The sequence below is a fragment of the Streptomyces sp. NBC_01296 genome, from assembly GCF_035984415.1.
In the GTDB taxonomy this organism is placed as follows: Bacteria; Actinomycetota; Actinomycetes; order Streptomycetales; family Streptomycetaceae; genus Streptomyces.
The window spans coordinates 6083274-6104575 of sequence record NZ_CP130720.1; the positions used below are offsets into that span (position 1 = coordinate 6083274).

The 21302-nt window shown below is 72.4% G+C and carries 20 protein-coding genes and 1 pseudogene; 11 read left to right on the forward strand and 10 right to left on the reverse strand.

All coding sequences use genetic code 11. The annotated features are described in order from the left end of the window. Positions 1-26: 26 nt before the first annotated feature. The 3 genes from OG299_RS27690 to OG299_RS27700 form a co-directional block, all read right to left on the reverse strand. Positions 27-644, reverse strand: a complete 618-nt coding sequence (locus OG299_RS27690) for a hypothetical protein (RefSeq protein ID WP_327362958.1) — start codon at positions 642-644, stop codon at positions 27-29. Between the two features lie 171 nt (positions 645-815). Further along, positions 816-2354 (reverse strand): MocR-like pyridoxine biosynthesis transcription factor PdxR, encoded by a 1539-nt coding sequence (pdxR, locus tag OG299_RS27695; protein WP_327362959.1) that lies wholly within the window; start codon positions 2352-2354, stop codon positions 816-818. A 225-nt stretch (positions 2355-2579) separates the two neighbouring features. Then, positions 2580-2945, reverse strand: coding sequence for an ArsC/Spx/MgsR family protein (locus OG299_RS27700; protein WP_266629878.1), 366 nt, complete (start codon positions 2943-2945; stop codon positions 2580-2582). A 107-nt stretch (positions 2946-3052) separates the two neighbouring features. Between OG299_RS27700 and OG299_RS27705 the strand changes: the two genes are divergently transcribed. Continuing rightward, positions 3053-3310: a hypothetical protein gene (locus tag OG299_RS27705; protein ID WP_266629880.1), complete on the forward strand. Its 258-nt coding sequence runs from the start codon at positions 3053-3055 to the stop codon at positions 3308-3310. Between the two features lie 299 nt (positions 3311-3609). Here the strand turns inward: OG299_RS27705 and OG299_RS27710 are convergent, their stop codons facing one another. Then, positions 3610-4815, reverse strand: a complete 1206-nt coding sequence (locus OG299_RS27710; RefSeq protein WP_327362960.1) for a PP2C family protein-serine/threonine phosphatase — start codon at positions 4813-4815, stop codon at positions 3610-3612. Between the two features lie 89 nt (positions 4816-4904). Between OG299_RS27710 and OG299_RS27715 the strand changes: the two genes are divergently transcribed. The 3 genes and pseudogenes from OG299_RS27715 to OG299_RS27725 form a co-directional block, all read left to right on the forward strand. Then, positions 4905-5606 (forward strand): VIT1/CCC1 transporter family protein, encoded by a 702-nt coding sequence (locus OG299_RS27715; protein WP_327362961.1) that lies wholly within the window; start codon positions 4905-4907, stop codon positions 5604-5606. A 201-nt stretch (positions 5607-5807) separates the two neighbouring features. Continuing rightward, positions 5808-6701 carry a TIGR01777 family oxidoreductase gene (locus OG299_RS27720; protein WP_327362962.1) on the forward strand — a complete coding sequence of 298 codons (894 nt, stop codon included), beginning with the start codon at positions 5808-5810 and terminating at the stop codon, positions 6699-6701. 64 nt (positions 6702-6765) lie between these two features. Further along, a pseudogene (locus tag OG299_RS27725) lies at positions 6766-8139 on the forward strand (FAD-dependent oxidoreductase); the annotation flags it as partial. A 77-nt stretch (positions 8140-8216) separates the two neighbouring features. Here OG299_RS27725 and OG299_RS27730 read toward each other — a convergent pair. Next, positions 8217-9680 (reverse strand): NsdA family TPR-like regulatory protein, encoded by a 1464-nt coding sequence (locus OG299_RS27730; RefSeq protein ID WP_266629888.1) that lies wholly within the window; start codon positions 9678-9680, stop codon positions 8217-8219. 173 nt (positions 9681-9853) lie between these two features. On the opposite strand from OG299_RS27730, the gene OG299_RS27735 reads away from it, so the two are divergent. The 5 genes from OG299_RS27735 to OG299_RS27755 all read left to right on the forward strand — a co-directional run bounded on the left by OG299_RS27735 (position 9854) and on the right by OG299_RS27755 (position 13281). Continuing rightward, complete coding sequence (locus OG299_RS27735; protein WP_266629890.1) at positions 9854-10159, forward strand: hypothetical protein; 306 nt, start codon at positions 9854-9856, stop codon at positions 10157-10159. Between the two features lie 77 nt (positions 10160-10236). Next, positions 10237-11034, forward strand: coding sequence for a lipoyl(octanoyl) transferase LipB (gene lipB, locus OG299_RS27740; RefSeq protein WP_266629892.1), 798 nt, complete (start codon positions 10237-10239; stop codon positions 11032-11034). A gap of 111 nt (positions 11035-11145) precedes the next feature. Further along, positions 11146-12093, forward strand: a complete 948-nt coding sequence (gene lipA / locus OG299_RS27745; protein ID WP_266629894.1) for a lipoyl synthase — start codon at positions 11146-11148, stop codon at positions 12091-12093. A 281-nt stretch (positions 12094-12374) separates the two neighbouring features. Beyond that, a complete protein-coding gene (locus OG299_RS27750; protein WP_030291684.1) occupies positions 12375-12572 on the forward strand; it encodes an SCO2195 family GlnR-regulated protein in 198 nt (65 codons plus the stop codon). Positions 12573-12582: 10 nt separating this feature from the next. After that, positions 12583-13281, forward strand: coding sequence for a DUF4191 domain-containing protein (locus tag OG299_RS27755; RefSeq protein WP_266629896.1), 699 nt, complete (start codon positions 12583-12585; stop codon positions 13279-13281). 95 nt (positions 13282-13376) lie between these two features. Here the strand turns inward: OG299_RS27755 and OG299_RS27760 are convergent, their stop codons facing one another. Then, positions 13377-13844, reverse strand: coding sequence for an RDD family protein (locus tag OG299_RS27760; RefSeq protein WP_327362963.1), 468 nt, complete (start codon positions 13842-13844; stop codon positions 13377-13379). A gap of 184 nt (positions 13845-14028) precedes the next feature. Here OG299_RS27760 and glnA point away from each other — a divergent pair, with 184 nt between their 5' ends. After that, positions 14029-15438: a type I glutamate--ammonia ligase gene (glnA, locus tag OG299_RS27765; RefSeq protein WP_266629900.1), complete on the forward strand. Its 1410-nt coding sequence runs from the start codon at positions 14029-14031 to the stop codon at positions 15436-15438. An 89-nt stretch (positions 15439-15527) separates the two neighbouring features. On the opposite strand, the gene OG299_RS27770 is transcribed toward glnA, so the two are convergent. Beyond that, positions 15528-16211, reverse strand: a complete 684-nt coding sequence (locus OG299_RS27770; protein ID WP_266629902.1) for a TetR/AcrR family transcriptional regulator — start codon at positions 16209-16211, stop codon at positions 15528-15530. An 87-nt stretch (positions 16212-16298) separates the two neighbouring features. Here OG299_RS27770 and OG299_RS27775 point away from each other — a divergent pair, with 87 nt between their 5' ends. Beyond that, a complete protein-coding gene (locus OG299_RS27775) occupies positions 16299-17069 on the forward strand; it encodes an SDR family NAD(P)-dependent oxidoreductase (RefSeq protein WP_266629903.1) in 771 nt (256 codons plus the stop codon). Here OG299_RS27775 and OG299_RS27780 read toward each other — a convergent pair. The 3 genes from OG299_RS27780 to OG299_RS27790 all read right to left on the reverse strand — a co-directional run bounded on the left by OG299_RS27780 (position 17066) and on the right by OG299_RS27790 (position 21229). Beyond that, positions 17066-17584, reverse strand: coding sequence for a DUF4240 domain-containing protein (locus OG299_RS27780; protein WP_266629905.1), 519 nt, complete (start codon positions 17582-17584; stop codon positions 17066-17068). The two genes, OG299_RS27775 and OG299_RS27780, sit on opposite strands and share 4 nt — an antisense overlap. Before the next feature lie 117 nt (positions 17585-17701). After that, complete coding sequence (gene aceE, locus OG299_RS27785; RefSeq protein WP_327362964.1) at positions 17702-20383, reverse strand: pyruvate dehydrogenase (acetyl-transferring), homodimeric type; 2682 nt, start codon at positions 20381-20383, stop codon at positions 17702-17704. 222 nt (positions 20384-20605) lie between these two features. Next, entirely contained in the window at positions 20606-21229 is a 624-nt protein-coding gene (locus OG299_RS27790) for a GntR family transcriptional regulator (protein ID WP_266633592.1), read from the reverse strand. Between the last annotated feature and the right edge of the window lie 73 nt (positions 21230-21302).

Here is a 21302-nt window from a genome sequence, read left to right on the forward strand (position 1 = left end):
GGGACGGGCGGCCCGGCCGGCCAGGGCTACTTGATGACGGCGTTGGCCACGATGATGGCCAGCCCGATGGTGGCGTCCGCAAGACCCATCAGCAGCGCCGAACCGATCCGGTAGCCGACGCGGAGTGCCACGAAGGAGCCCCAGGCGAAGAGCAGTGCGGTGTTCAGGCCGAGCCCGACGGCGGTCACCCCGTACGAGGCCCAGTCGGTGAGCCCGGCGACGACCAGCAGCAGGACGGTCGGCAGAGCGGCCACGATCATCGGCCACTCGTTCCACAGCGCCCGCGAGAGCACCCGCCAGCGGTGGGCGGCGGAGCCGGCCTGATGGGTGGTCATGTGGTGCGAGTAGCCGTGCGCGAGGCCGGCCGCGCAGGCGGTGACCAGCACCCAGCTGGCGTCGTAGAACGGGGTGAACGCCTCGCCCGCCTGATCGAGCGCGGCCAGCAGCCCGGACGCGAGCACGGTCCCGTAGACCCCGCCGAACATCCAGTCGGCCCCTCGGCGCGGCGGCGGGAGCCGGGGCGCGGCGGCGGGTTGCTGGGACGGGGTGTCGGGCCGGGGATCGGCCGGGAAGGGCTGCGCCTGCTGCCGGTTCGGCTCGTTCTCTTCGTTCAGGTCGTTCAGGTCGTTCCGTCCGTCGCTCATCCCGGTCCTTCGATCCGATACATCCCATTTGCTTGGCTTCACACCCTATGGGGTGAGGAGGTGAGGGCGAGATGAGTGCGAGGCCGATCGGCCCCCGCGCAGCCCTGGCCATCCCCGCGAGGTATCCCGGACCAGGGGATGTCTTGCCGGTCAGGCCGGGCTCGCGGCGACCTAGCCCCCCGCCGCGCCTGCGTGCCCCATCGCTTCCGCCAGTGCTTCCACCGCTCGGCCGAACGCCGCCTCCGGTGGTGCCGCGTACCCCACCACCAGTCCCTCCCTGCCCGCCCCGGCCGCGGCCGGGTGCCGGTATTCCGACAAGCCGTCCAGCGCCAGGCCCGCCGCACGGGCCGCCCGCAGCGCCGCCGCTTCCCTCCCCGGCGGGAGTTCCAGGACCGCGTGCAGCCCCGCCGAGATGCCCGTCACCCGCAACTCCGGGGCGCGGGAAGCCAGCACGGAGACCAGCTGGTCGCGACGGCCGCGGTAGCGGTGTCGCATGCGGCGGATGTGGCGGTCGTAGGCACCGCACGCGATGAAATCGGCCAGTGCCAGCTGGTCCAGGGCGCTCGCCCAGGACTCCCGCAGGCCCTTCGCCGCCAGGACGCGGTCGACCAGGTGGTCCGGCAACACCAGCCAGCCCAGGCGGATGGCGGGGGAGAGGGACTTGCTCAGCGAGCCCGCGTAGACGACGTGTTCGGGGTCCAGGCCCTGTACGGCGCCGACCGCCTTGCGGTCGTAGCGGAACTCCCCGTCGTAGTCGTCCTCCACGATCAGCCCGCCCGTCGTACGGGCCCACTCCACGGCGGCCGCCCGCCGCGCCGGAAGCAGCGCGGCGCCGGTCGGGAACTGGTGCGCCGGGGTCAGCAGCAGGGTGCGCGCCCGGGCCGGGACCTCGTCCGGGCGGGCGCCGTCCTCGTCGACGGGGACGGGGTGCGGGCGGACCCCGGCGGCTTCGAGGATGCCGCGGTGGAAGGGGAGTCCGTACTCCTCCACGGCCCACTCGCGGGGCCTCAGCGACGCGAGGAGCCGCAGGCCGTTCGCGAAGCCGGAGCAGACGACGATGTTCTCCGGGCCTGTACGCACACCACGCGCCCGGGACAGGTACGCGGCCAGCGCCCGCCGCAGCTCCGGGCGGCCCTGGGGGTCGCCGGGCCCGAAGGCCTCGGTGGGGGCCTCGGCCAGGGCCCGCCGGGCACTCGCGGACCAGGCGCCCCGCGGGAAGGAGGCGGGGTCGGGCTTGCCCTGGAGCAGGTCGTGGCGGGGACCCTCGGGGGCGGCCGGGGCCGGGGCGGCCGGCGCGGCGGCGGTGGCCGCGCCCTCGGCGACCCGGGTGCCGGAGCCCTGCCGGGCGGTGAACCAGCCCTCGGCGACGAGCTCGGCGTAGGCGTCGGCAACGGCGTTGCGGGCCAGCCCGAGGTCGGCGGCCAGCGCCCGGTAGGGCGGCAGCCGGGTCCCGCCGACGAGCCGCCCGCTGCGCACGGCGTCGCGGAGTGCCTGGGCGAGGGCGGTACGCCGGGCGCCGCGCGAGGACAACTCAAGATGCAGATCGGCGCCGGCGCCGGTGCCGACGTCCGGGCCTGAGCCGGTGCCCGTAGCCGTGCTGGCGCCAGGTCTGGCGGTGGTGGTGCCGGTGTCCGTGCCGTCGCCGGTGGCGGCAGCGGCGGTGTCCGTGCCGGATGCGGTGGTGGCGGTGGCCGTGTGGTCGGACGTCATACCGGGAGCGTAGGCGGGCGCGCCGAACCGCCGACGGGATCGCCCGCGCAGGCCGGCCCCGGTTCCGGCGCAGTCACCGCGCGGAGGCGGCGCGTCGGCTCAGCCGCGGGGCCCGTGTTCCGGAGCATGCTCCCAGCTGCCGCCGGCAGGAGCCCCCAGGTCCGCGACGTCCGGCGCCGCACGTCGCCGCGTTGTCGGGGCGCCCGAGTACGGCCGCGGACACCCCTAGCGGGCCATGGCCTCGCGGACCGCTTCCTCCGAGCGGGCGATGACGGCCGTGCCGTCCTCCGCCGTGATGATCGGGCGCTGGATGAGCTTCGGGTGCGCCGCCAGGTGGGCGATCCAGCGGCCCCGGGCCTCGTCCGTCTCCTCGCGCGGCAGGTCCCGTACGCCGGTCTCCTTCGCGAGCGGATCCGAGGTGCGCGTGATGTCCCACGGCTCCAGGCCGAGCCGGCCCAGGACCTCGCGGATCTCGTCCTCGGACGGCACGTCCTCCAGGTAGCGGCGCACCGTGTACTCGGCGCCCTCCGCGTCCAGCAGGGTCAGCGCGCTGCGGCACTTCGAACAGGCGGGATTGATCCAGATCTCCATGGCCCCCAGCCTAGCCAGAGCCTGCCTGGCCAGGGGCTTTTGTCAGTGGTCCCCGGTAAAATCGAGGGAGAACGACAGGAAGCCAACTACCGTTTGGGAGGCTGTAGATGGCCACTGCCACGACCATTGAGCCCGTCAAGAAGAAGCCGCTGCCGGCGGGGCTGCCCCGCGAGTGGTACGAGAGCCACAACCGCCGTCTGAAGGCGATGCGGCTGGCGATATCCCTGCTCGACTCGGGGACGTACGACGCCCGTCGCGCCACCAACCGGAAGATCCGCACGATGGCCGTCCGCACGGGCATCCACCGCCCGTCGAACGTGACGTGCAAGCTGGTCCGCGCCTTCATCATCAGCAACGGGGCCTGAGCAACCGACAGGGCCGACGGTCGACCGCGTCGGGCAGAACGTTCTCGAACGCTCTGCCCGACGAGGCAGAACGCCGCCGCCAGGGGGCGAGCGGGAGCGTACGGCCGACGGCGGGTGGGGGGCACGGGACCCGCGCCCGGGTTCCCTTCGAATCGTCAGCGTCGGCGTTGGCGTCGGGGAGCCGGGGGCCGGGGAGCCGAGACCGAAGCCGTGCGGCGCCACGGCCTCGGCCGCCGCCACGGCCACCCCTCTCGCGAGCCCCGCGATGCACTCTCGACCACGTGATCAGGACCGCCCGGTCATCCGGGGACGCCCGCCGCCTCCGGGAGGGACAGCACCAGCAGGGCCACGTCGTCGCGCGGGCCGCCGTCGGTGAACGCCACCAGGTCCTGCCACACCGCCTCCACCAGCTCGGCCGGGTCCTTGGCCAGGGCCGGGATCCGGGTGGCCAGCGGGTAGAAGTCGCCCGCCGCGTCCCGGGCCTCCGTCACCCCGTCCGTGTGGGCGAGCAGCCGGTCGCCCGGCAGCAGCGGTACGTCGGCCACCACCGCGAGGTCCGCTCCGGCGAGCCCGAGCCCCAGCGGAGGGCCAGGTTCCACGGCCACCTCCGACACCGTGGACGCCCGCAGCAGCAGCGCCGGCGGATGCCCGCACGAGACGATCCGTACGAGGTCCAGCCCGGGCGGGAACTCCAGCAGCAGCGCCGTCGCGAACAGCTCCGGATGCTCGACGGCGGCATCGGCCGAGCCGACCGATCCGACCGAGCCCGCTGAGCCGACCGACCCCGCTGAGCCGACCGAGCCCGCTGAGCCAGCCGAGCCCGCCGATCCGACCGAGCCCGCCGCACCCGCCGTGTCCGCCAGCAGCCTGCGGTCCAGCCGGGCGGCCACGCCCGCGAGCTCCGGATCGTCCAGTACCCCCTCCCGGAAGGCGCCGAGCAGCGCCGCCACCGTGCCGACCGCCGCCAGGCCGTGCCCCTGCACGTCCCCGACCAGCGCCCGCACCCCGTACGGCCCGACCCGTACGTCGTACAGGTCGCCGCCGACCAGCGTGCCGCGCTGCGCGGCCCGGTACAGCCCGGCGCACCGCACCGGACCGACCCGTTCCGGCACCGGCGGCAGCACCGCCAGCTGCGCCGCCTCCGCGACGGTCCGCACGCTGACCAGCTGCGCGTCGCGGCGCCGCCGGACCCAGGCGATCACCACGCTGAGCAGGGCGACCACGGCCACCGTGGCCAGGTCCGCGCCCTGGGCGTGCCCGACCCCGAGCGACGAGACGCCGAGCAGCAGCAGCACGATCCCGGCGAAGACGGCGGTGCCGGCCGCCCCGTACGCGAAGGCCGCGACCGGGGGCAGGCCGGCCAGGAAGTAGCCCAGCTCGATGTCGCCCGGGGTGGCGCTCTGGGCGAACACCAGCGCCACCAGCGCCACGGGAGGCGCGAGCCGCGCCCAGCGTGGTGGCGGCTTCCCGTGCAGCCAGCCAGGCTCCTCGCGTCGGCGTCTCACCCCTCCACCCTGGTACGGGGGCCCGGGCCGCGCACGCCGGACCGGCCTGCCGGGTGGACCTGCGGGGTCCGGGCGCCGACAGTGGTCCCGTGACGGACACGGACGGGGTGGGGCAGAGCGCGGCGATCAGCACGCGGCTGAACTGGCTGCGGGCGGGGGTGCTCGGCGCGAACGACGGGATCATCTCCACGGCCGGCCTGGTGGTGGGCGTGGCCGGGGCCACCACCTCACGGGCGTCGATCCTGGCGGCGGGGGTGGCCGGACTGCTGGCGGGGTCGCTGTCGATGGCGGCGGGGGAGTACGTCTCGGTGAGCTCCCAGCGGGACTCGGAGCGGGCCGCGCTGGAGACGGAGCGGCAGGAGCTGGCGCAGGAGCCGGAGGCCGAGCTGGCGGAACTGACGGAGCTGCTGGAGGCCAGGGGACTGAGCCGGAGACTGGCGAGGGAGGCGGCGGAGCAGCTGACGGAGCGGGACGCGCTGAAGGCGCACGCCAGGGTGGAGCTCGGGATCGATCCCGACGAGCTGGTCAACCCCTGGCACGCGGCGTTCGCGAGCCTGGTCGCGTTCACCGTGGGGGCGCTGCTTCCGCTGCTGGCGATCGTGCTGCCGGGGCCGTCGGAGCGGGTGCCGGTGACGGTGGCGGCGGTTCTCGTGACGCTGACGCTGTGCGGGGTGATCAGCGCCCGCCTCGGCGGCGCACCTCCCGTCCGGGCGGTCCTGCGCAACGTCGCCGGCGGCGCCCTGGCGATGACGATCACCTACGCGGTGGGCACCTGGCTCGGCACCACCTGACCCGCCCCCCCCGCCCGGATCCGGGCGGAGCCCGAGGGAAGCAGGGCTGATGGCGCCGGCGGCGTTGCAGCCGTACGGGGTCGGGCGCAGCCCGGCGGGGGACCTCCGGGCTGTCCCGGGGAGCGGGAGAAGTTTGGGGGCGGGCAGGGAGCCGCGCAGCGTCGGCGGATGCGCCGCGCAGCGGACCTGCATCATGGGCCCATGCGTATCGCCATCACCGGCTCCACCGGCCTCATCGGCCAGGCCCTCGTACGGTCCCTGCGCACAGACGGCCACGATGTCGTCCGCTTCGTGCGCCGCACGCCCGCCGCGCCCGACGAAGCGGCCTGGGACCCGCGGCGCGGGTACGTCGACCCCGCCGGACTCGCCGGCTGCGGGGCCGTCGTGCACCTCGCCGGGGCCGGGGTCGGCGAACACCGGTGGACCGCCGCGTACAAGAAGGAGATCCGGGACAGCCGGGTGGCGGGGACCGCGGCGATGGCCCGGGCCATCGCCGCGCTCGACGCGCCGCCCGCCGTCTTCGTCTGCGGCTCCGCCATCGGCTACTACGGCGACACCGGCGACCGCGCCGTCGACGAGCACGCCCCGGCGGGCCGGGGCTTCCTGCCCGAGGTCTGCATCGAGTGGGAAGCGGCCGCCGCCCCCGCCCAGGAGGCCGGCGTACGGACGGTCTTCGCCCGGACCGGACTGGTCGTCGCCGCCGAGGGCGGCGCCTGGGGCAAGCTGTTCCCGATCTTCCGGGCCGGGATCGGCGGCCGGCTCGGCAACGGGCGCCAGTACTGGTCCTTCATCTCCGGGTACGACGAGATCGCCGCCCTGCGGCACGCCATCGACACCCCCGAGCTGTCCGGCCCCGTCAACCTGACCGCCCCCGAGCCGCTGACCAACCGTGAGATCACCACCGCGATGGGCCGCGTACTGCACCGGCCGACGCCGTTCCCCGTACCGGCGCCCGCCCTGCGCCTGGTGCTGGGGGAGTTCGCCGGGGACGTGCTCGGCAGTCAGCGGGTGCGGCCCGGACGGCTGTTGGAGACGGGGTTCACGTTCCGCCACCCGGGCATCGACGAAGCGATCCGCGCCGCGCTCGCCCGATAGCCCCGGCCCCCGAAACCCCACCGCAGCGCGCGATTCGGCGGTGTGCGACCGGTTGTGACCCGGATGCGACCGGTGTGCGACCGGAGTTGAGCGGAATACGCCACCGAACTCGGGTTCCCCTGGAGCCCGTTGGGGGAAGGAGGATCCCCACACAAGCCGCGCCGACCTCGGGGAGGGGCACGTGCTCAGCAGCTCACACCGCGCCGCACAGCATGCGGACGTCGTCATCGTAGGAGCCGGGGTCTCAGGACTCGCGGCGGCACACCACCTGATCGCGGCAGGGGTCACGGTCACCGTTCTGGAGGCGGCCGACGATCCCGGCGGCCGGATGGCCACCGAGCACGTCGACGGATTCCGGCTGGACCGGATCGGGCAGCTGCTCAACACCTCGTACACGGAGCTCGACCGGACCCCGGGCCTGGCCGGCCTGGTCCTGCGGCCCTTCGCTCCGGGGGTGCTCGTCCACACGGACGGCAGGCAGCTCCGCGCCGGGGCGCTGACCCCGGCCCGCGCGCTGGCCAGCGGCTCCTTCGACCAGGCCCGGCTCAGCGCCTACCTCGGCCGGCTCGCCGCCGTGCCCGTGGAACGCGTACTGGCCCGCCCCGAGCGCACGGCACTCGCCGCCCTGCGCTCCCGGGCCCACGGCACGACCCTGCGGCCCCTGCTCGCCGCCCTGCTGCGCGATCCGGAGCTCACCACCTCCAGCCGGGTCGCCGACCTCGCCCTGCGCACCTTCGCCCGCGGCCGGCTCGCCGTGCCCGAGGGCGGCGCCGCCACCCTGCCCGGGCTGCTCGCCGCCACCCTGCCGCCCGGCACGGTGCGCACCGGGGTCCGGGTCCGCTCGGTGGCGACCAAGCTGGTCACCACCGAGGAGCACGGCGACTTCAGCTGCCGCTCCGCCGTCCTGGCCACCGGGGCGCGGGCCGCCGCCGAACTGCTGCCGGGGCTGCGGGTGCCGCAGTTCCACGAGGTCTCCGTCATCCACCACGCCACCGCCGCCCCGCTCCCGTGGGACGGCTCGCTCCTGCTCGACGGCGATCCCAGGTGGCCCGTCGCCCACACCGCCGTGATGAGCGCGGTCGACCCGACGCGGGCTCCGGCCGGCCGGAGCCTGGTCACCACGACCGTGCTCGGCCCGCCGCCGCCCGCCCGCACGGTCGCCTCGCGCCTCGCCCGGCTGTACGAGACCGGTACCCGGGACTGGGAGCTGCTGGCCGTCCACCACGCCCCGGAGGCCGTCCCCGCGATGCCGCCGCCCTACGACCTGCGCCGTCCGGTCCGGGTCCTGGCCGGGCTGTACGTGTGCGGCGACCACCGCGACTCCAACACCGTCCAGGGGGCGTTGCACTCGGCCCGCCGCGCCGCCACGGCCGCCCTGCGCGACTTCGGCATCCGCCTCCCGGCGAGCGCGGAGCCGGCCCTTCCGGCGGTGGCCTGAGAACCACCACGGGTCCAGGGCCCGGTTCCCCCCAAGGAACCGGGCCCACGCCTGAGCCCTGACCCTGTATCAGCAGCTCACGACAGCGCCGCCACCCGGTCCCGGTACGTCCGCACCGCCGAGGCGTCCCGGTACGGCTCCAGCCGGCGCTCGAAGTCCCGTACGTACTCCACCGCGCGCACCGACCGCATCTCCATCGCCTGCTGCGCCGCCTCCGCACCCAGCGTGCACGCCTGGTCCAGCTCGCCCAGCCCCAGCCGCGCCGTGGCCAGCACCACCCGGCAGAACAGCCTCGAGCGCGCGAACCCGGGCGCCCGCAACTGCAGGGACCGCTCCGCGTGCTGGGCCGAGGCCCGGTACTGCTGGAGGTCCCGGTGGCAGTGCCCGAACTCGTCCGCCAGCTGCGCCTCGTCGAACAGCCGCGCCCAGTGCGGCACGTCGTCCCCCGGCCGGGCCGCGCCCAGCGCCCGCTCGGCCCGCACCAGCGAGGCCGTCGCCGCCCGGACCTCGCCGAGCACCGCGTGCCCGCGGGCCTCCGCCGAGTGCAGGAGCGCCTGCACCACCGGCGGCGGCCCGGAGCCGACGCCCTGCTGCGCGACGCGGGCCAGCTGCACGGCCTCCCGGCCGTGGCCGAGGTAGACGGCCTGCCGGCTCATGGTCACCAGCACGTACGAGCCGTACGGCCGGTCCCCGGCGGCCTGCGCGAGGCGCAGCGCCTGCACGAAGTACCGCTGGGCGAGCCCGTGCGCGGCGATGTCGTACGAGGTCCAGCCCGCGAGCCGGGTCAGGTCGGCGGCGGCCGAGAACAGCCGCCGCCCGGTGGTCTCCCCGTAGGTGCCGCGGAGCATGGGCTCGGCCTCGTGCTCGAGGTAGCGCACCAGGGCCTGCCGGGCGTGCCCGCCGCCGTAGGTCTGGTCCAGGGTCCGGAACAGCTCGCCCACCGACCGCAGCGCCGCGATGTCCCCGCTGGTCACCCGCTGGCCGGGGCCCCGGTCGATCTGCCGCTGCCGGGGCACCGAGCTGCGCCCCTGCACCGGGACGCGGGCCGCCGCTGCGGCGGCCGCGGCCGCGGCCGCCGGATCCGCGCCGCGGCCCACGCGCTCGTCGGCCCGCCCGATGAGCCAGTCCCGGCTGGGCACGACCAGCCCGGCCGGGGTGAACGCGATCTTCCGCAGCTCGGCGTGGGAGCCGGAGTCCTTGCGCCAGAGCCCGCTGGCGATGTCCACGGCCTCCTCCGGGGTGGCCGCGAACTCCAGACCGGCGTAGACGGGCGCGCAGGCGTCCAGGCCCAGGTCCTGTGCGGAGAGCCGGCGGCCCAGGCGCCGGGTGAAGACCTCGGCGATCAGCGCCGGGGTGGTCCCGCGCGGCTGCTGCCCGCGCAGCCACCGGGTGACCGAGGTCTTGTCGTACCGCAGATCGAGACCGTGCTCCAGGCCGAGCTGGTCGACGCGGCGGGCGAGACCGGCGTTGGAGAACCCGGCTTCCGCGATCAGCGCCGCGAGCTGCCGGTTGGGGACGCGCTGGGCAGGTCGTTCCGTCATCGGCTCCACGGTTTCCTGACGTGACGGACCGGAGTCCCGGCCCTGTGAACGGCGTGAATGTAGCGGCGAACTCCGCTCATGCCGCCCTCTCTGCCCCACATTCATCCGATCGTGTGCAGAATCTGTAGGGCTCTTTACGGACCGACCCCTTCCGCCCGCGTACGCTGCGCGACATGACCCGCAGGCCCACCGCGGCGGAGCCCTCCGCCGACGCCACCGCGCCACCGACCGCGCCCGAGCTGCCCGCGCCCCTGACCGCGCCCGAGCTGACCGAGGCCGAGTGCCGCCGGTGCGGCACGTACATCGCGGGTCTGGACGGCCGGTACGCGTGCGGGGTCTGCGGCTGGGTCAACGACCACTCCGAGGGCCACCGGCGGCTGCCGCGGGCGGACGAGGACCCGGACCGGCCGCCCCGGGGCCGCAGGCGGCCCAGGCCGCTGCCGCCGGGCCCCGAGGACGGGCCGCCGACGGGCGACTGAGGGGGCGGGAACCGGCCGCCGTACTCTTGGCCGGGTGCGATACGTGCACACGGCAGGTTCAACGAGGAGGCGCTGCGGTGGCTGAGCTTGGGTTTGTCCGTCTGGGCTTCGGACCCGATTACGTCGAGTACACCCAGGCCTGGGAGGAGCAGCGGCGGGTTCACGCCGCGCGCTTCGCGGACGAGATCGGCGACACCTGCCTCCTGCTGGAGCACGAGCCCGTCTACACCGCCGGCCGGCGCACCGCCGACAACGAGCGGCCGCTGGACGGCACCCCCGTCGTGGACGTGGACCGCGGTGGCAAGATCACCTGGCACGGCCCGGGCCAGCTGGTCGGCTACCCGATCATGAAGCTGCCCCGCCCGGTCGACGTCGTCGCGCACGTGCGCCGCCTGGAAGAGGCGCTGATCCGCACCGCCGCCGAGTTCGGCCTGGAGACCACCCGGGTCGAGGGCCGCTCCGGCGTGTGGGTGCTCGGCGACCCGATCGAGGAGCGTCCGAAGATCGGCGGCCTCTCCCTCGACTTCGACCCGCGGCTGACGGACGACGAGTTCGACCCGCGCCTGAACGGCCCCGAGTACGCCCCCTCCAACGCCGGCCAGCGCCGCGAGGACCGCAAGCTCGCCGCGATCGGCATCCGCGTCGCCAAGGGCGTCACGATGCACGGCTTCGCGATCAACGTGAACCCGGACAGCACGTGGTTCGACCGGATCATCCCGTGCGGGATCCGCGACGCCGGTGTGACCTCGCTCTCGTACGAACTGGGCCGGGAGATCACCATCGCCGAGGTGCTGCCGGTCGTCGAACGCCACCTGAAGGACGTACTGGAGCAGGCCGAGCTGCGGCCCCGGGAGATCGAGCCGGCCGTCGGCTGACAGCCGGGGGGAATGTGTCCGCCCGCCCCCAGGTTGGCGGACGTAAGAGCGTATGAAATTACGGGCGTACCCTGGTGGGCGCCGAAGAATCGAAGTCACAGGGAGCCGGTCGTGTCCGCAGTCGCACCCGACGGACGCAAGATGCTGCGCCTCGAGGTCCGTAACGCCCAGACCCCCATCGAGCGCAAGCCCGAGTGGATCAAGACCCGGGCGAAGATGGGTCCGGAGTACACGAAGATGCAGGCCCTGGTGAAGGGCGAAGGACTGCACACCGTGTGCCAGGAGGCCGGTTGCCCCAACATCTACGAATGCTGGGAGGACCGCGAGGCCACCTTCCTCATCGGTGGCGACCAGTGCACCCGGCGCTGTGACTTCTGTCAGATCGACACGGGCAAGCCCGAGGCCCTGGACCGGGACGAGCCGCGCCGCGTCGGCGAGTCGGTCGTCACGATGGACCTGAACTACGCCACCATCACCGGCGTCGCGCGCGACGACCTGGCCGACGGCGGTGCCTGGCTGTACGCGGAGACCGTGCGCCAGATCCACGAGCAGACGGCGGGCCGCGCGACCGGCCACACCAAGGTCGAGCTGCTGGCCCCCGACTTCAACGCGGTCCCGGAGCTGCTGGAGGAGGTCTTCGCCTCCCGCCCCGAGGTGTTCGCGCACAACGTCGAGACGGTGCCGCGGATCTTCAAGCGGATCCGCCCCGGCTTCCGCTACGAGCGCTCGCTCGACGTGATCCGGCAGGCCCGCGCCTACGGCCTGGTCACCAAGTCGAACCTGATCCTGGGCATGGGCGAGGAGCGCGAGGAGGTCTCGCAGGCCCTGAAGGAGCTGCACGAGGCCGGCTGCGAGCTCATCACCATCACCCAGTACCTGCGCCCCTCGCCGCGGCACCACCCCGTCGAGCGCTGGGTGAAGCCGGCCGAGTTCGTGGAGCTGGCGCAGGAGGCCGAGGAGATCGGCTTCTCCGGTGTGATGTCGGGCCCGCTGGTCCGGTCCTCGTACCGTGCGGGCCGCCTCTACCAGCAGGCGATGGAGAAGCGCAGCCAGGTCTGATCGCGCGACCGTGTGACGCGCGCTACCACACGGACTGTGTGAACTCACGCACAAAGTCTTACCGACGGGTAACACCGCATCGACGCGGCCCCTAGGCTCTTTTGTAACGAAGAGCCCGGCGGGCCGCGTAAATGTTTCATCACCGTTTGACCGACCGGTCATGCCCTGGTAACACCAGTCAGTGACGATGGGTCCACGCACCGCGCACACCGTCGCACACCGCCGACGCACGCCCGCTGCCCACCCGGACCGACTTGAGCACCGTGAAAGGGATCGACATCATGCAGGCCGCGCCCGTACGCGCCATTGCCATTCCGTCGTTCACCGACGCCTTCCGGGGTATCGAGTCGCTGCTCATGAGCGGCGCCCGCCGCAACGCCTGGACCGCCGTCCTCGAGGACCGCCGCAGAGCCAAGGACCGGGTCGAAACCGAGCACGTACTCGAGGCCGCGGCGACCCGGACCTCGCAGGCCACGTAAACTTCGCTGTATGGCGAGGAAGTCAAACGCAGAGACTGCTGCGAACCCCGGGCGACTGAAGCAGATCGCCCTGACGTACAAGATGACGCGCAAGGCCGACCCGATGGTCGGTCTGATCGTCGCGGGCGTGGGAATCGTCACCTTCGGTGTCTTTCTTGCGATCGGCTTCCTGATCGACCACCCGGTCTACCTGGGCATCCTGGGCTTCCTGGTGGCGTTCCTCGCGATGGCGATCGTCTTCGGACGGCGGGCCGAGCGGGCTGCCTTCGGGCAGATGGAGGGACAGCCGGGCGCGGCCGCGGCCGTACTGGACAACGTGGGACGGGGCTGGACGACCACCCCGGCCGTCGCGATGAACCGGAGCCAGGACATCATCCACCGGGCCGTCGGCAAGGCGGGCGTCGTCCTGATCGCCGAGGGCAACGCGAACCGGCTGAAGCCGATGCTCGCGGCCGAGAAGAAGAAGCTGGCCCGGATCATGCCGGACGTCCCGGTGCACGACTTCATCGTGGGCACCGGCGAGGGCGAGGTCCCGCTGAAGAAGCTGCGTACGACGCTGCTCAAGCTGCCGCGCGTACTGGCCGGCCCGCAGATCACCCAGGTCAACGACAAGCTGCGGGCCATGGGCGACCTCATGAGCAACATGCCGCTGCCGAAGGGTCCGATGCCGAAGGGCATGCGGATGCCGCGCGGCGGAAAGATGCGCTGACCGGCTCAGCTGATTTTCGTATACGAAGAAGGGGCGCCCCCGGACCGACAGGTCCGGGGGCGCCCCTTCGTTTCGTTGTCTTCGTTGTCTCGTGGCTAGATGCGGACCTGGACGGCGCGGGCGAGGCGGTCGTGCAGGCCGCGCCCGTCCCGGTCCCAGACCAGCGCCGGAATGACGAGGGCGAGCAGCAGGGTGCGCAGCACGACCCGGCCGATGCCGAGGCGCCCGCCGCCCTCCGCGACGACGCGCAGGCCCACGAGCCGCTTCCCGGGGGTGAATCCCACGGTGCCGACGGTGAGGATGCTCAGCACCACGAAGAGCGCCAGCGTCCAGTTGCCCGTGGCGGCCGCGTTGCCGCCCGTGATCAGCCCGTATGCGATCACCTGGCAGCCGATCCAGTCGATGGCGACCCCGCCCAGGCGGCGGCCGAACCGGGCCGCCGAGCCGGACCCCTGCTGGGGAAGGCCGAGCCGCTGGCCCGGGTAGCCGAAGTCGACGCCCATGTCCTCCGCGGCAGCGCGAGGGCCGGAGAGCCAGGATCCGAGTGCTTGCCTGTTGTCCACCCGAACACGGTACCCGTGCGGCTCCACGGCGTTCCGGCGGGACCCTGGTTAACTTGTGCGAAACAAATGGGTCATGCTTGAGAAATCCCGCCTGCTTATGGTCGGGTCAGCGTGCGGCACCGCACTGACGCACCACGAGCTATAAAGCCCGCCCTGCCCCGGGGTCGGGAGTAGGAGGAGTTGGATGTTCCAGAACGCCGACGAAGTGAAGCAGTACATCGAGGAGAACGACGTCAAGTTCGTCGACGTCCGCTTCTGCGACCTGCCTGGTGTGATGCAGCACTTCACGATCCCGGCTCGGGCATTCGACCCGGCGGAGGAGCTCGCCTTCGACGGATCCTCGATCCGCGGCTTCCAGGCGATCCACGAGTCCGACATGGCGCTGCGTGCCGACATCACCACCGCGCGCCTGGACCCGTTCCGCAAGGACAAGACGCTCAACATCAACTTCTTCATCCACGACCCGATCACGGGCGAGGCCTACAGCCGTGACCCGCGCAACATCGCGAAGAAGGCCGAGGCGTACCTCGCCTCCACCGGCATCGCCGACACCGCGTACTTCGGCCCCGAGGCCGAGTTCTACGTGTTCGACAGCGTGCGCTTCGCGACCACCGCGAACGAGGGCTTCTACCACATCGACTCCGAGGCCGGCGCCTGGAACACCGGTTCCGAGGAGAACAACCGCGGCTACAAGGTCCGCTACAAGGGTGGTTACTTCCCCGTAGCCCCGGTCGACCACTTCGCCGACCTGCGCGCCGAGATCTCCCTCGAGCTGGACGCCCAGGGCCTCCAGGTCGAGCGCCAGCACCACGAGGTCGGCACCGGCGGCCAGGCCGAGATCAACTACAAGTTCAACACGCTGCTGGCCGCGGCCGACGACCTGATGCTCTTCAAGTACATCGTGAAGAACGTCGCCTGGCGCAACGGCAAGACCGCGACCTTCATGCCGAAGCCGATCTTCGGTGACAACGGCTCGGGCATGCACGTCCACCAGTCGCTGTGGGCGAACGGCGACCCGCTGTTCTACGACGAGGCCGGCTACGCGGGCCTGTCGGACACCGCCCGCTACTACATCGGCGGCATCCTCAAGCACGCCCCGTCGCTGCTCGCGTTCACCAACCCGACGGTGAACTCGTACCACCGCCTGGTCCCGGGCTTCGAGGCGCCGGTCAACATGGTGTACTCGCAGCGCAACCGCTCCGCCGCGATGCGCATCCCGATCACGGGCTCGAACCCGAAGGCCAAGCGCGTCGAGTTCCGCGCCCCGGACCCGTCCTCGAACCCGTACCTGGCGTTCGCGGCCCTCCTGCTGGCCGGCCTCGACGGTGTGAAGAACAAGATCGAGCCGATGGAGCCGATCGACAAGGACCTCTACGAGCTCTCCCCGGACGAGCACGCGAGCGTCCCGCAGGTCCCGACCAGCCTCGAGGACGTCCTCAAGGCCCTGGAGGACGACCACGAGTACCTCCTGGCCGGCGGTGTCTTCACCCCGGACCTGATCGAGACCTGGATCGACTACAAGCGCACGCACGAGATCGCCCCGATCGCCCTGCGCCCGCACCCGCACGAGTTCGAGCTGTACTTCGACATCTAAGCCGCAGCGGCTCGTCGATCCACCGAAGCCCCGTCCTTCTCCTCGGAGAGGGGCGGGGCTTCGTCGTTTTCCGGCCGGGGCCGGGCAGCTCAGACCGGTGTCGGACCGGTTCTTCCGACCCTGCGGAGCAAGGGCATCGAGCCCGTCAGTTCGCGGAGGCAGCGGATCGCCAGTTCCGGGGGGGAGCCGGGGCCTGACACCGGGGCTTCCGTGGTCGACCAGAGTTCCAGGGAGATGCGGATGGCGTCCGTGGCGGCCGCCGCGAGGAGGCGGACGGCCAGGGGGTCGGCGCTCTCGCCGGCCAGCCGGGCGATCACCGGGACCAGGCGCTCCTCGGAGTCCTGGTTCACCCGGTACCAGACCGCGCGCAGCGCTTCGTCGGTCGAGGCCGCGCGGAGCAGGCCGCGGGTCACCTGGAGGCCCTCCTCGACCGCCTGGGAGTCGCTGAGCGAGCGGGTCACCGCGCGTTCCAGGGCCTCGTCGAGCGGGGTGCCGGGGTCTTCCTCGGCGAGCAGTGCGCGCCAGGCGTCGCCGCCGCCGGCGAGCAGCGGGGCCACGGCCTCCTGCTTGTTGCGGAAGTACCGGTAGAACGTGCGCAGGGCCACGCCGGCGCGGTGCGCGATGTCCTCGGCGGTGGTGCCGTCGGGGCCGTGCTCGGCGAAGAGTTCGCAGGCCGCGCGGGCGATGTCGAGCTGGGTGGCGGCCTTGCGGCGCTCGGTCAGCGACTGGGCTCCGGGGCCGGCCTGGGGAGAGTACGGACGAGGGGATCTCACGGGTGAAGCCTACCTCCCGGGAACGAGATGGATTGCATGCTTTGACACTCTGGCAAAACGTGTCACCGACTCGGTACGCTCGCCCCCATGAACCGTTACGAAGGACGTCGCGTCCTCATCACCGGCGGCGGCTCCGGCATCGGCCAGGCCACCGTCCACCGCATCCTCGCCGAGGGCGGCCGCGTCCACACCGTGGACGTCAACGAGGAGGGGCTGGGGCGCACTGCGGAGCAGGCCGTCGCCGACGGGCGGGCCGACCGGCTCACCACCGCCGCCCTCGACATATCCGACGAGGCCGCCGTGCAGGCCGGCGTCGCCGCCGCCGTCCAGGCGCTCGGCGGGCTCGACGTACTGGTCAACGCCGCGGGCATCCTGCGCTCCGCGCACACCCACCAGACCACGCTCGAGTTCTGGAACAAGGTCATCGCGGTCAACCTCACCGGCACCTTCCTGGTGATCCGCGAGGCGCTCCCGGCGCTGCTGGAGGGCGAGCAGCCGGTCGTCGTGAACTTCAGCTCCACCTCGGCGTCGTTCGCCCACCCCTACATGTCCGCGTACGCGGCCAGCAAGGGCGGCATCCAGTCCATGACCCACGCGCTGGCCGCCGAGTACAGCAAGCAGGGCCTGCGCTTCGTCGCCGTCGCGCCCGGCTCCATCGAGAGCGGCATGACCACGGGCAACGGCCCCGGCCTGCCCGAGGACACCGACTGGAGCCTGTTCGCCAAGCTGGCCCCGGCCATCGGCCAGGGCTTCGCCGGCCCGCAGACCGTCGCCGGCGTCGTGGCCATGCTGGGCTCCGAGGACGGCGCCTTCATCACCGGTACCGAGATCCGCATCGACGGCGGCACCCACTACTAAGAGCGGAAACGGTCCCACAGTCGGGGGAAGCGCTCCGCGAGCACGGCTTCGTTCTCGAAGTCCAGCGGGGTGCCCTCCGGCTCGGCCGCCTGGAGCGGAATCCCCAAGTCCGGCGCCACCGCCCCGGTCAGCTGCTCGTACGCCTCGTCGGCCGCGTACCCGAGCTCCTCGCCGTCCCCGTCGATGTCCTCGTCGAACTCCTCCAGGAGCTCCGCGAGCGCGTCGGGGTCGTGCACCCCGCCCTCGAAGACCTCCCGGCCCTGGCCGATCAGCCAGCACCGGAAATAGTCGAACGCGTCGTCGCTCGCCCCGTCGAGCAGCACCCAGGCCGCGCCCCACAGGTCCCACGTGTACGCCCGGTTGTACCGGGACTCGAAGTGCCGGGCGAAGTCCAGGACGGAGTCCGGATCGAGCTGCGCCAGCCGCTCCACGAGCAGCTCGGCGTGTTCCTCGGGGTCGCCCTCGGCGGCCTCGCGGGTACGGTCGACGATCTCCCAGAACTCCGTCTCGTCCATCACCGCTCCAGCATCACGGGTGCGCCCCCTCGCCGCCACCTCTCATACGGCCAAAGGCCGGTGTCCGCCCCCGTCACAGGGGTGGACACCGGCCTTCGGCCTTACCGTGTCGCTGCCTTACAGGCCGTAGCGCTCGCGCGCCTCCTTGATGGCGGACGCCGGCACCTCGCCGCGGCGGGCGAGCTGGGCCAGCGCGGCCACCACGATCGACTGCGCGTCGACACCGAAATGGCGGCGGGCGCCCTCGCGGGTGTCGGACAGGCCGAAGCCGTCCGTACCGAGCGAGGTCCAGTCCTGCTCCACCCACTGGCTGATCTGGTCCGGGACCTGGCGCATCCAGTCGGACACCGCGAGGACCGGGCTGGTGACGCCCTCGAGCGCGCGGGTGACGTACGGGGTGCGCATCTCGCCGCGCAGCAGCGCCTCGTCGCACTCCAGCGCGTCGCGCCGCAGCTCGCCCCAGGAGGTGGCGGACCAGACGTCGGCGGCCACGTTCCAGTCGGCGGCGAGCAGCTTCTGCGCCTCCAGCGCCCAGTGGATCGCCGTACCCGAGGCCATCAGCTGGATCTTCGGGGCGTCGGCGGCCGGGGCGGACTCCAGCGAGGAGGCCTCGTTGAAGCGGTAGAGGCCGCGCAGGATGCCTTCCTCCACGCCCTCAGGCATCGCCGGCTGGACCTTCGGCTCGTTGTAGACCGTGAGGTAGTAGAAGACGTCCTCGGGCTTCTCGCCGTACATGCGGCGCAGACCGTCCTTGACGATCACCGCGATCTCGTACGCGAACGCCGGGTCGTAGTTGAGCGACGCCGGGTTCGTGGACGCGATCAGGTGCGAGTGGCCGTCCGCGTGCTGCAGGCCCTCACCGGTCAGGGTCGTACGACCGGCGGTGGCGCCGACGATGAAGCCCTTGCCGAGCTGGTCGGCGAGCTGCCACATCTGGTCGGCGGTGCGCTGCCAGCCGAACATCGAGTAGAAGATGTAGAACGGGATCATCGGCTCGCCGTGCGTCGCGTACGACGTGCAGGCGGCGATGAAGTCGGCCATGGCGCCGGCCTCGGTGATCCCCTCGTTGAGGATCTGGCCGTCCTTGGCTTCCTTGTAGTACATGAGCTGGTCGCGGTCGACCGGCTCGTACGTCTGGCCCAGCGGCGAGTAGATGCCGGCCGACGGGAAGAGGGACTCCATGCCGAAGGTGCGGGCCTCGTCGGGGACGATCGGCACCCAGCGCTTGCCGGTCTCCTTGTCCCGCATCAGGTCCTTGACGAGCCGGACGAAGGCCATGGTGGTGGCCATCTCCTGCTTGCCGGAGCCCTTGAGCAGCGGGGCGAAGGAACGGTCCGCCGGGGCCGGCAGGGCCACGTGCTTGACCTTGCGGGCGGGGGCCGGGCCGCCGAGGGCCGCGCGGCGCTCGTTCAGGTACTGCACCTCGGGGCTGTTCGCGCCCGGGTGGCCGTACGGGACCTGGCCGTCGACGAAGGCGCTGTCCGGGATCGGGAGTCCGAGCAGGTCGCGCATGCTCTTGAACTCGTCGGTCGTCAGCTTCTTCATCTGGTGGTTCGCGTTCTTCGACTCGAACCCGGCACCCAGCGTGTAGCCCTTGACGGTCTGCGCGAGGATGACCGTCGGCGCACCCTTGTGCTCCAGGGCGGCCTTGTACGCGGCGTAGACCTTGCGGGGCTCGTGGCCGCCGCGGGAGCTGTGGAAGCACTCGGCGATCTTCGCGTCCGACAGGACGCCGGCCAGCTGCACGAGCTCGGCGTTGGCGCCGAAGAAGTGCTGGCGGATGTAGGCCACGTCGCGGGTCGCGTACGTCTGGAACTGCGCGTCCGGTACCTCGCGCAGGCGGCGTACGAGGGCGCCCGTGGTGTCGAGCTGGAACAGCTCGTCCCAGGCGGAGCCCCACAGCGACTTGATGACGTTCCAGCCGGCGCCGCGGAACTGGGCCTCCAGCTCCTGGACCACGCGGAAGTTGGCGCGGACCGGACCGTCGAGGCGCTGCAGGTTGCAGTTGATGACGAAGGTCAGGTTGTCGAGCTGCTCGCGGGAGGCGAGGGCCAGGGCGGCGGTCGACTCGGGCTCGTCCATCTCGCCGTCGCCCAGGAAGGCCCAGACGTGCGAGTTGGCGGTGTCCTTGATGCTGCGGTTCTGCAGGTAGCGGTTGAAGCGCGCCTGGTAGATCGCGGACAGCGGGCCGAGGCCCATGGACACCGTCGGGAACTCCCACAGCCACGGCAGGCGCCGCGGGTGCGGGTAGGACGGCAGGCCGTTGCCGCCGGACTCCTGGCGGAAGTTGTCGAGCTGCTGCTCGCAGATGCGCCCGTCGAGGAAGGCGCGGGCGTAGATGCCGGGGGAGGCGTGGCCCTGGATGTAGAGCTGGTCGCCCGATCCGTCGGCCTCCTTCCCGCGGAAGAAGTGCTGGAAGCCGGTCTCGTAGAGCCAGGCCGCCGAGGCGAAGGTGGCGATGTGGCCGCCGACGCCGTACTTGGAGCCGCGGGTCACCATGGCGGCCGCGTTCCAGCGGTTCCATGCGGTGATCTTGGCTTCCATCTCCTCGTCACCCGGGAACTCGGGCTCCGCGGAGGTGGGGATGGTGTTGACGTAGTCCGTCTCCAGCAGCTTCGGCAGGGCGAGGCCGGCGGCTTCGGCGTGCTGGAGGGTGCGGCGGAGCAGGTATTCGGCGCGGCGCGTACCGGCGGCCTTGGCGACGGCGTCCAGGGAGGCCGCCCATTCGGCGGTCTCCTCGGTGTCGCGGTCCGGGAGCTGGTCGAGCTCGCTCGGAAGCTTTCCTACGGGGTCGGACATCGGTGTGCGCCGCCTTCCGGACAAAGGAGAGGTGGTGAAGAAAATCCCTGACGGGCAGGACAGGGTCGATGGGCCCGGGTGGGGCCCGTCGACGACTGTAAATCGCTGATCGATGATCGATCAAATGAATGTGACGATGAAATGGCCATCCGGCCAAAAGTCGGCACCGGGTGCCATGAAATCAGGCACCCGGTGCCGGGCAAACCAGGACAGACCGACCCGTCAGGCGCGGGGTGCGCACCCCAGGACATGCCGCTTCACCAGCACGCCGATGTCCGGATCCTGATTGCGGAACGCCTCCACGAGGGCCGCGTGCTCCTCGGCGTACGACTTCTGGACGGTTCCGAGCCAGCGGATGGACAGGGCCGTGAAGACCTCGATGCCCAGGCTCTCCCAGGTGTGCAGCAGCACGCTGTTCCCGGCCGCCCGCACCATCTCCCGGTGGAACCCGACGGTGTGCCGCACCTGCGCGGTCCCGTCCTCGGTCCGGTCGGCCTCCCACAGGGCCGCCACGTGCGGCTCCAGCGCCGAGCAGTCCGTCGCCAGCCGCGGCGCGGCCAGCTCGGCGGCGATCTGCTCCAGGCCGGCCCGGACCGGGTAGATCTCCTCCAGGTCGGCCGCCGACAGGTTCCGTACGCGTACGCCCTTGTTCGGCGCCGACTCGATCAGCCGCAGCGTCTCCAGCTCCCGCAGGGCCTCGCGCACGGGCGTCTGGCTGACCTCGAGCTCGACGGCGATCCGCCGCTCGACGATCCGCTCGCCGGGCTTCCAGCGCCCGCTGACGATCCCCTCCACGATGTGCTCGCGGATCTGCTCGCGCAGCGAGTGCACGACGGGTGGGGTGATCATCCGGGCTTCATCTCCTGTGGGCGTGCAGAGCTCTGATGCGTAGACAATACGGCGGAGTGGCCCGCTGGGA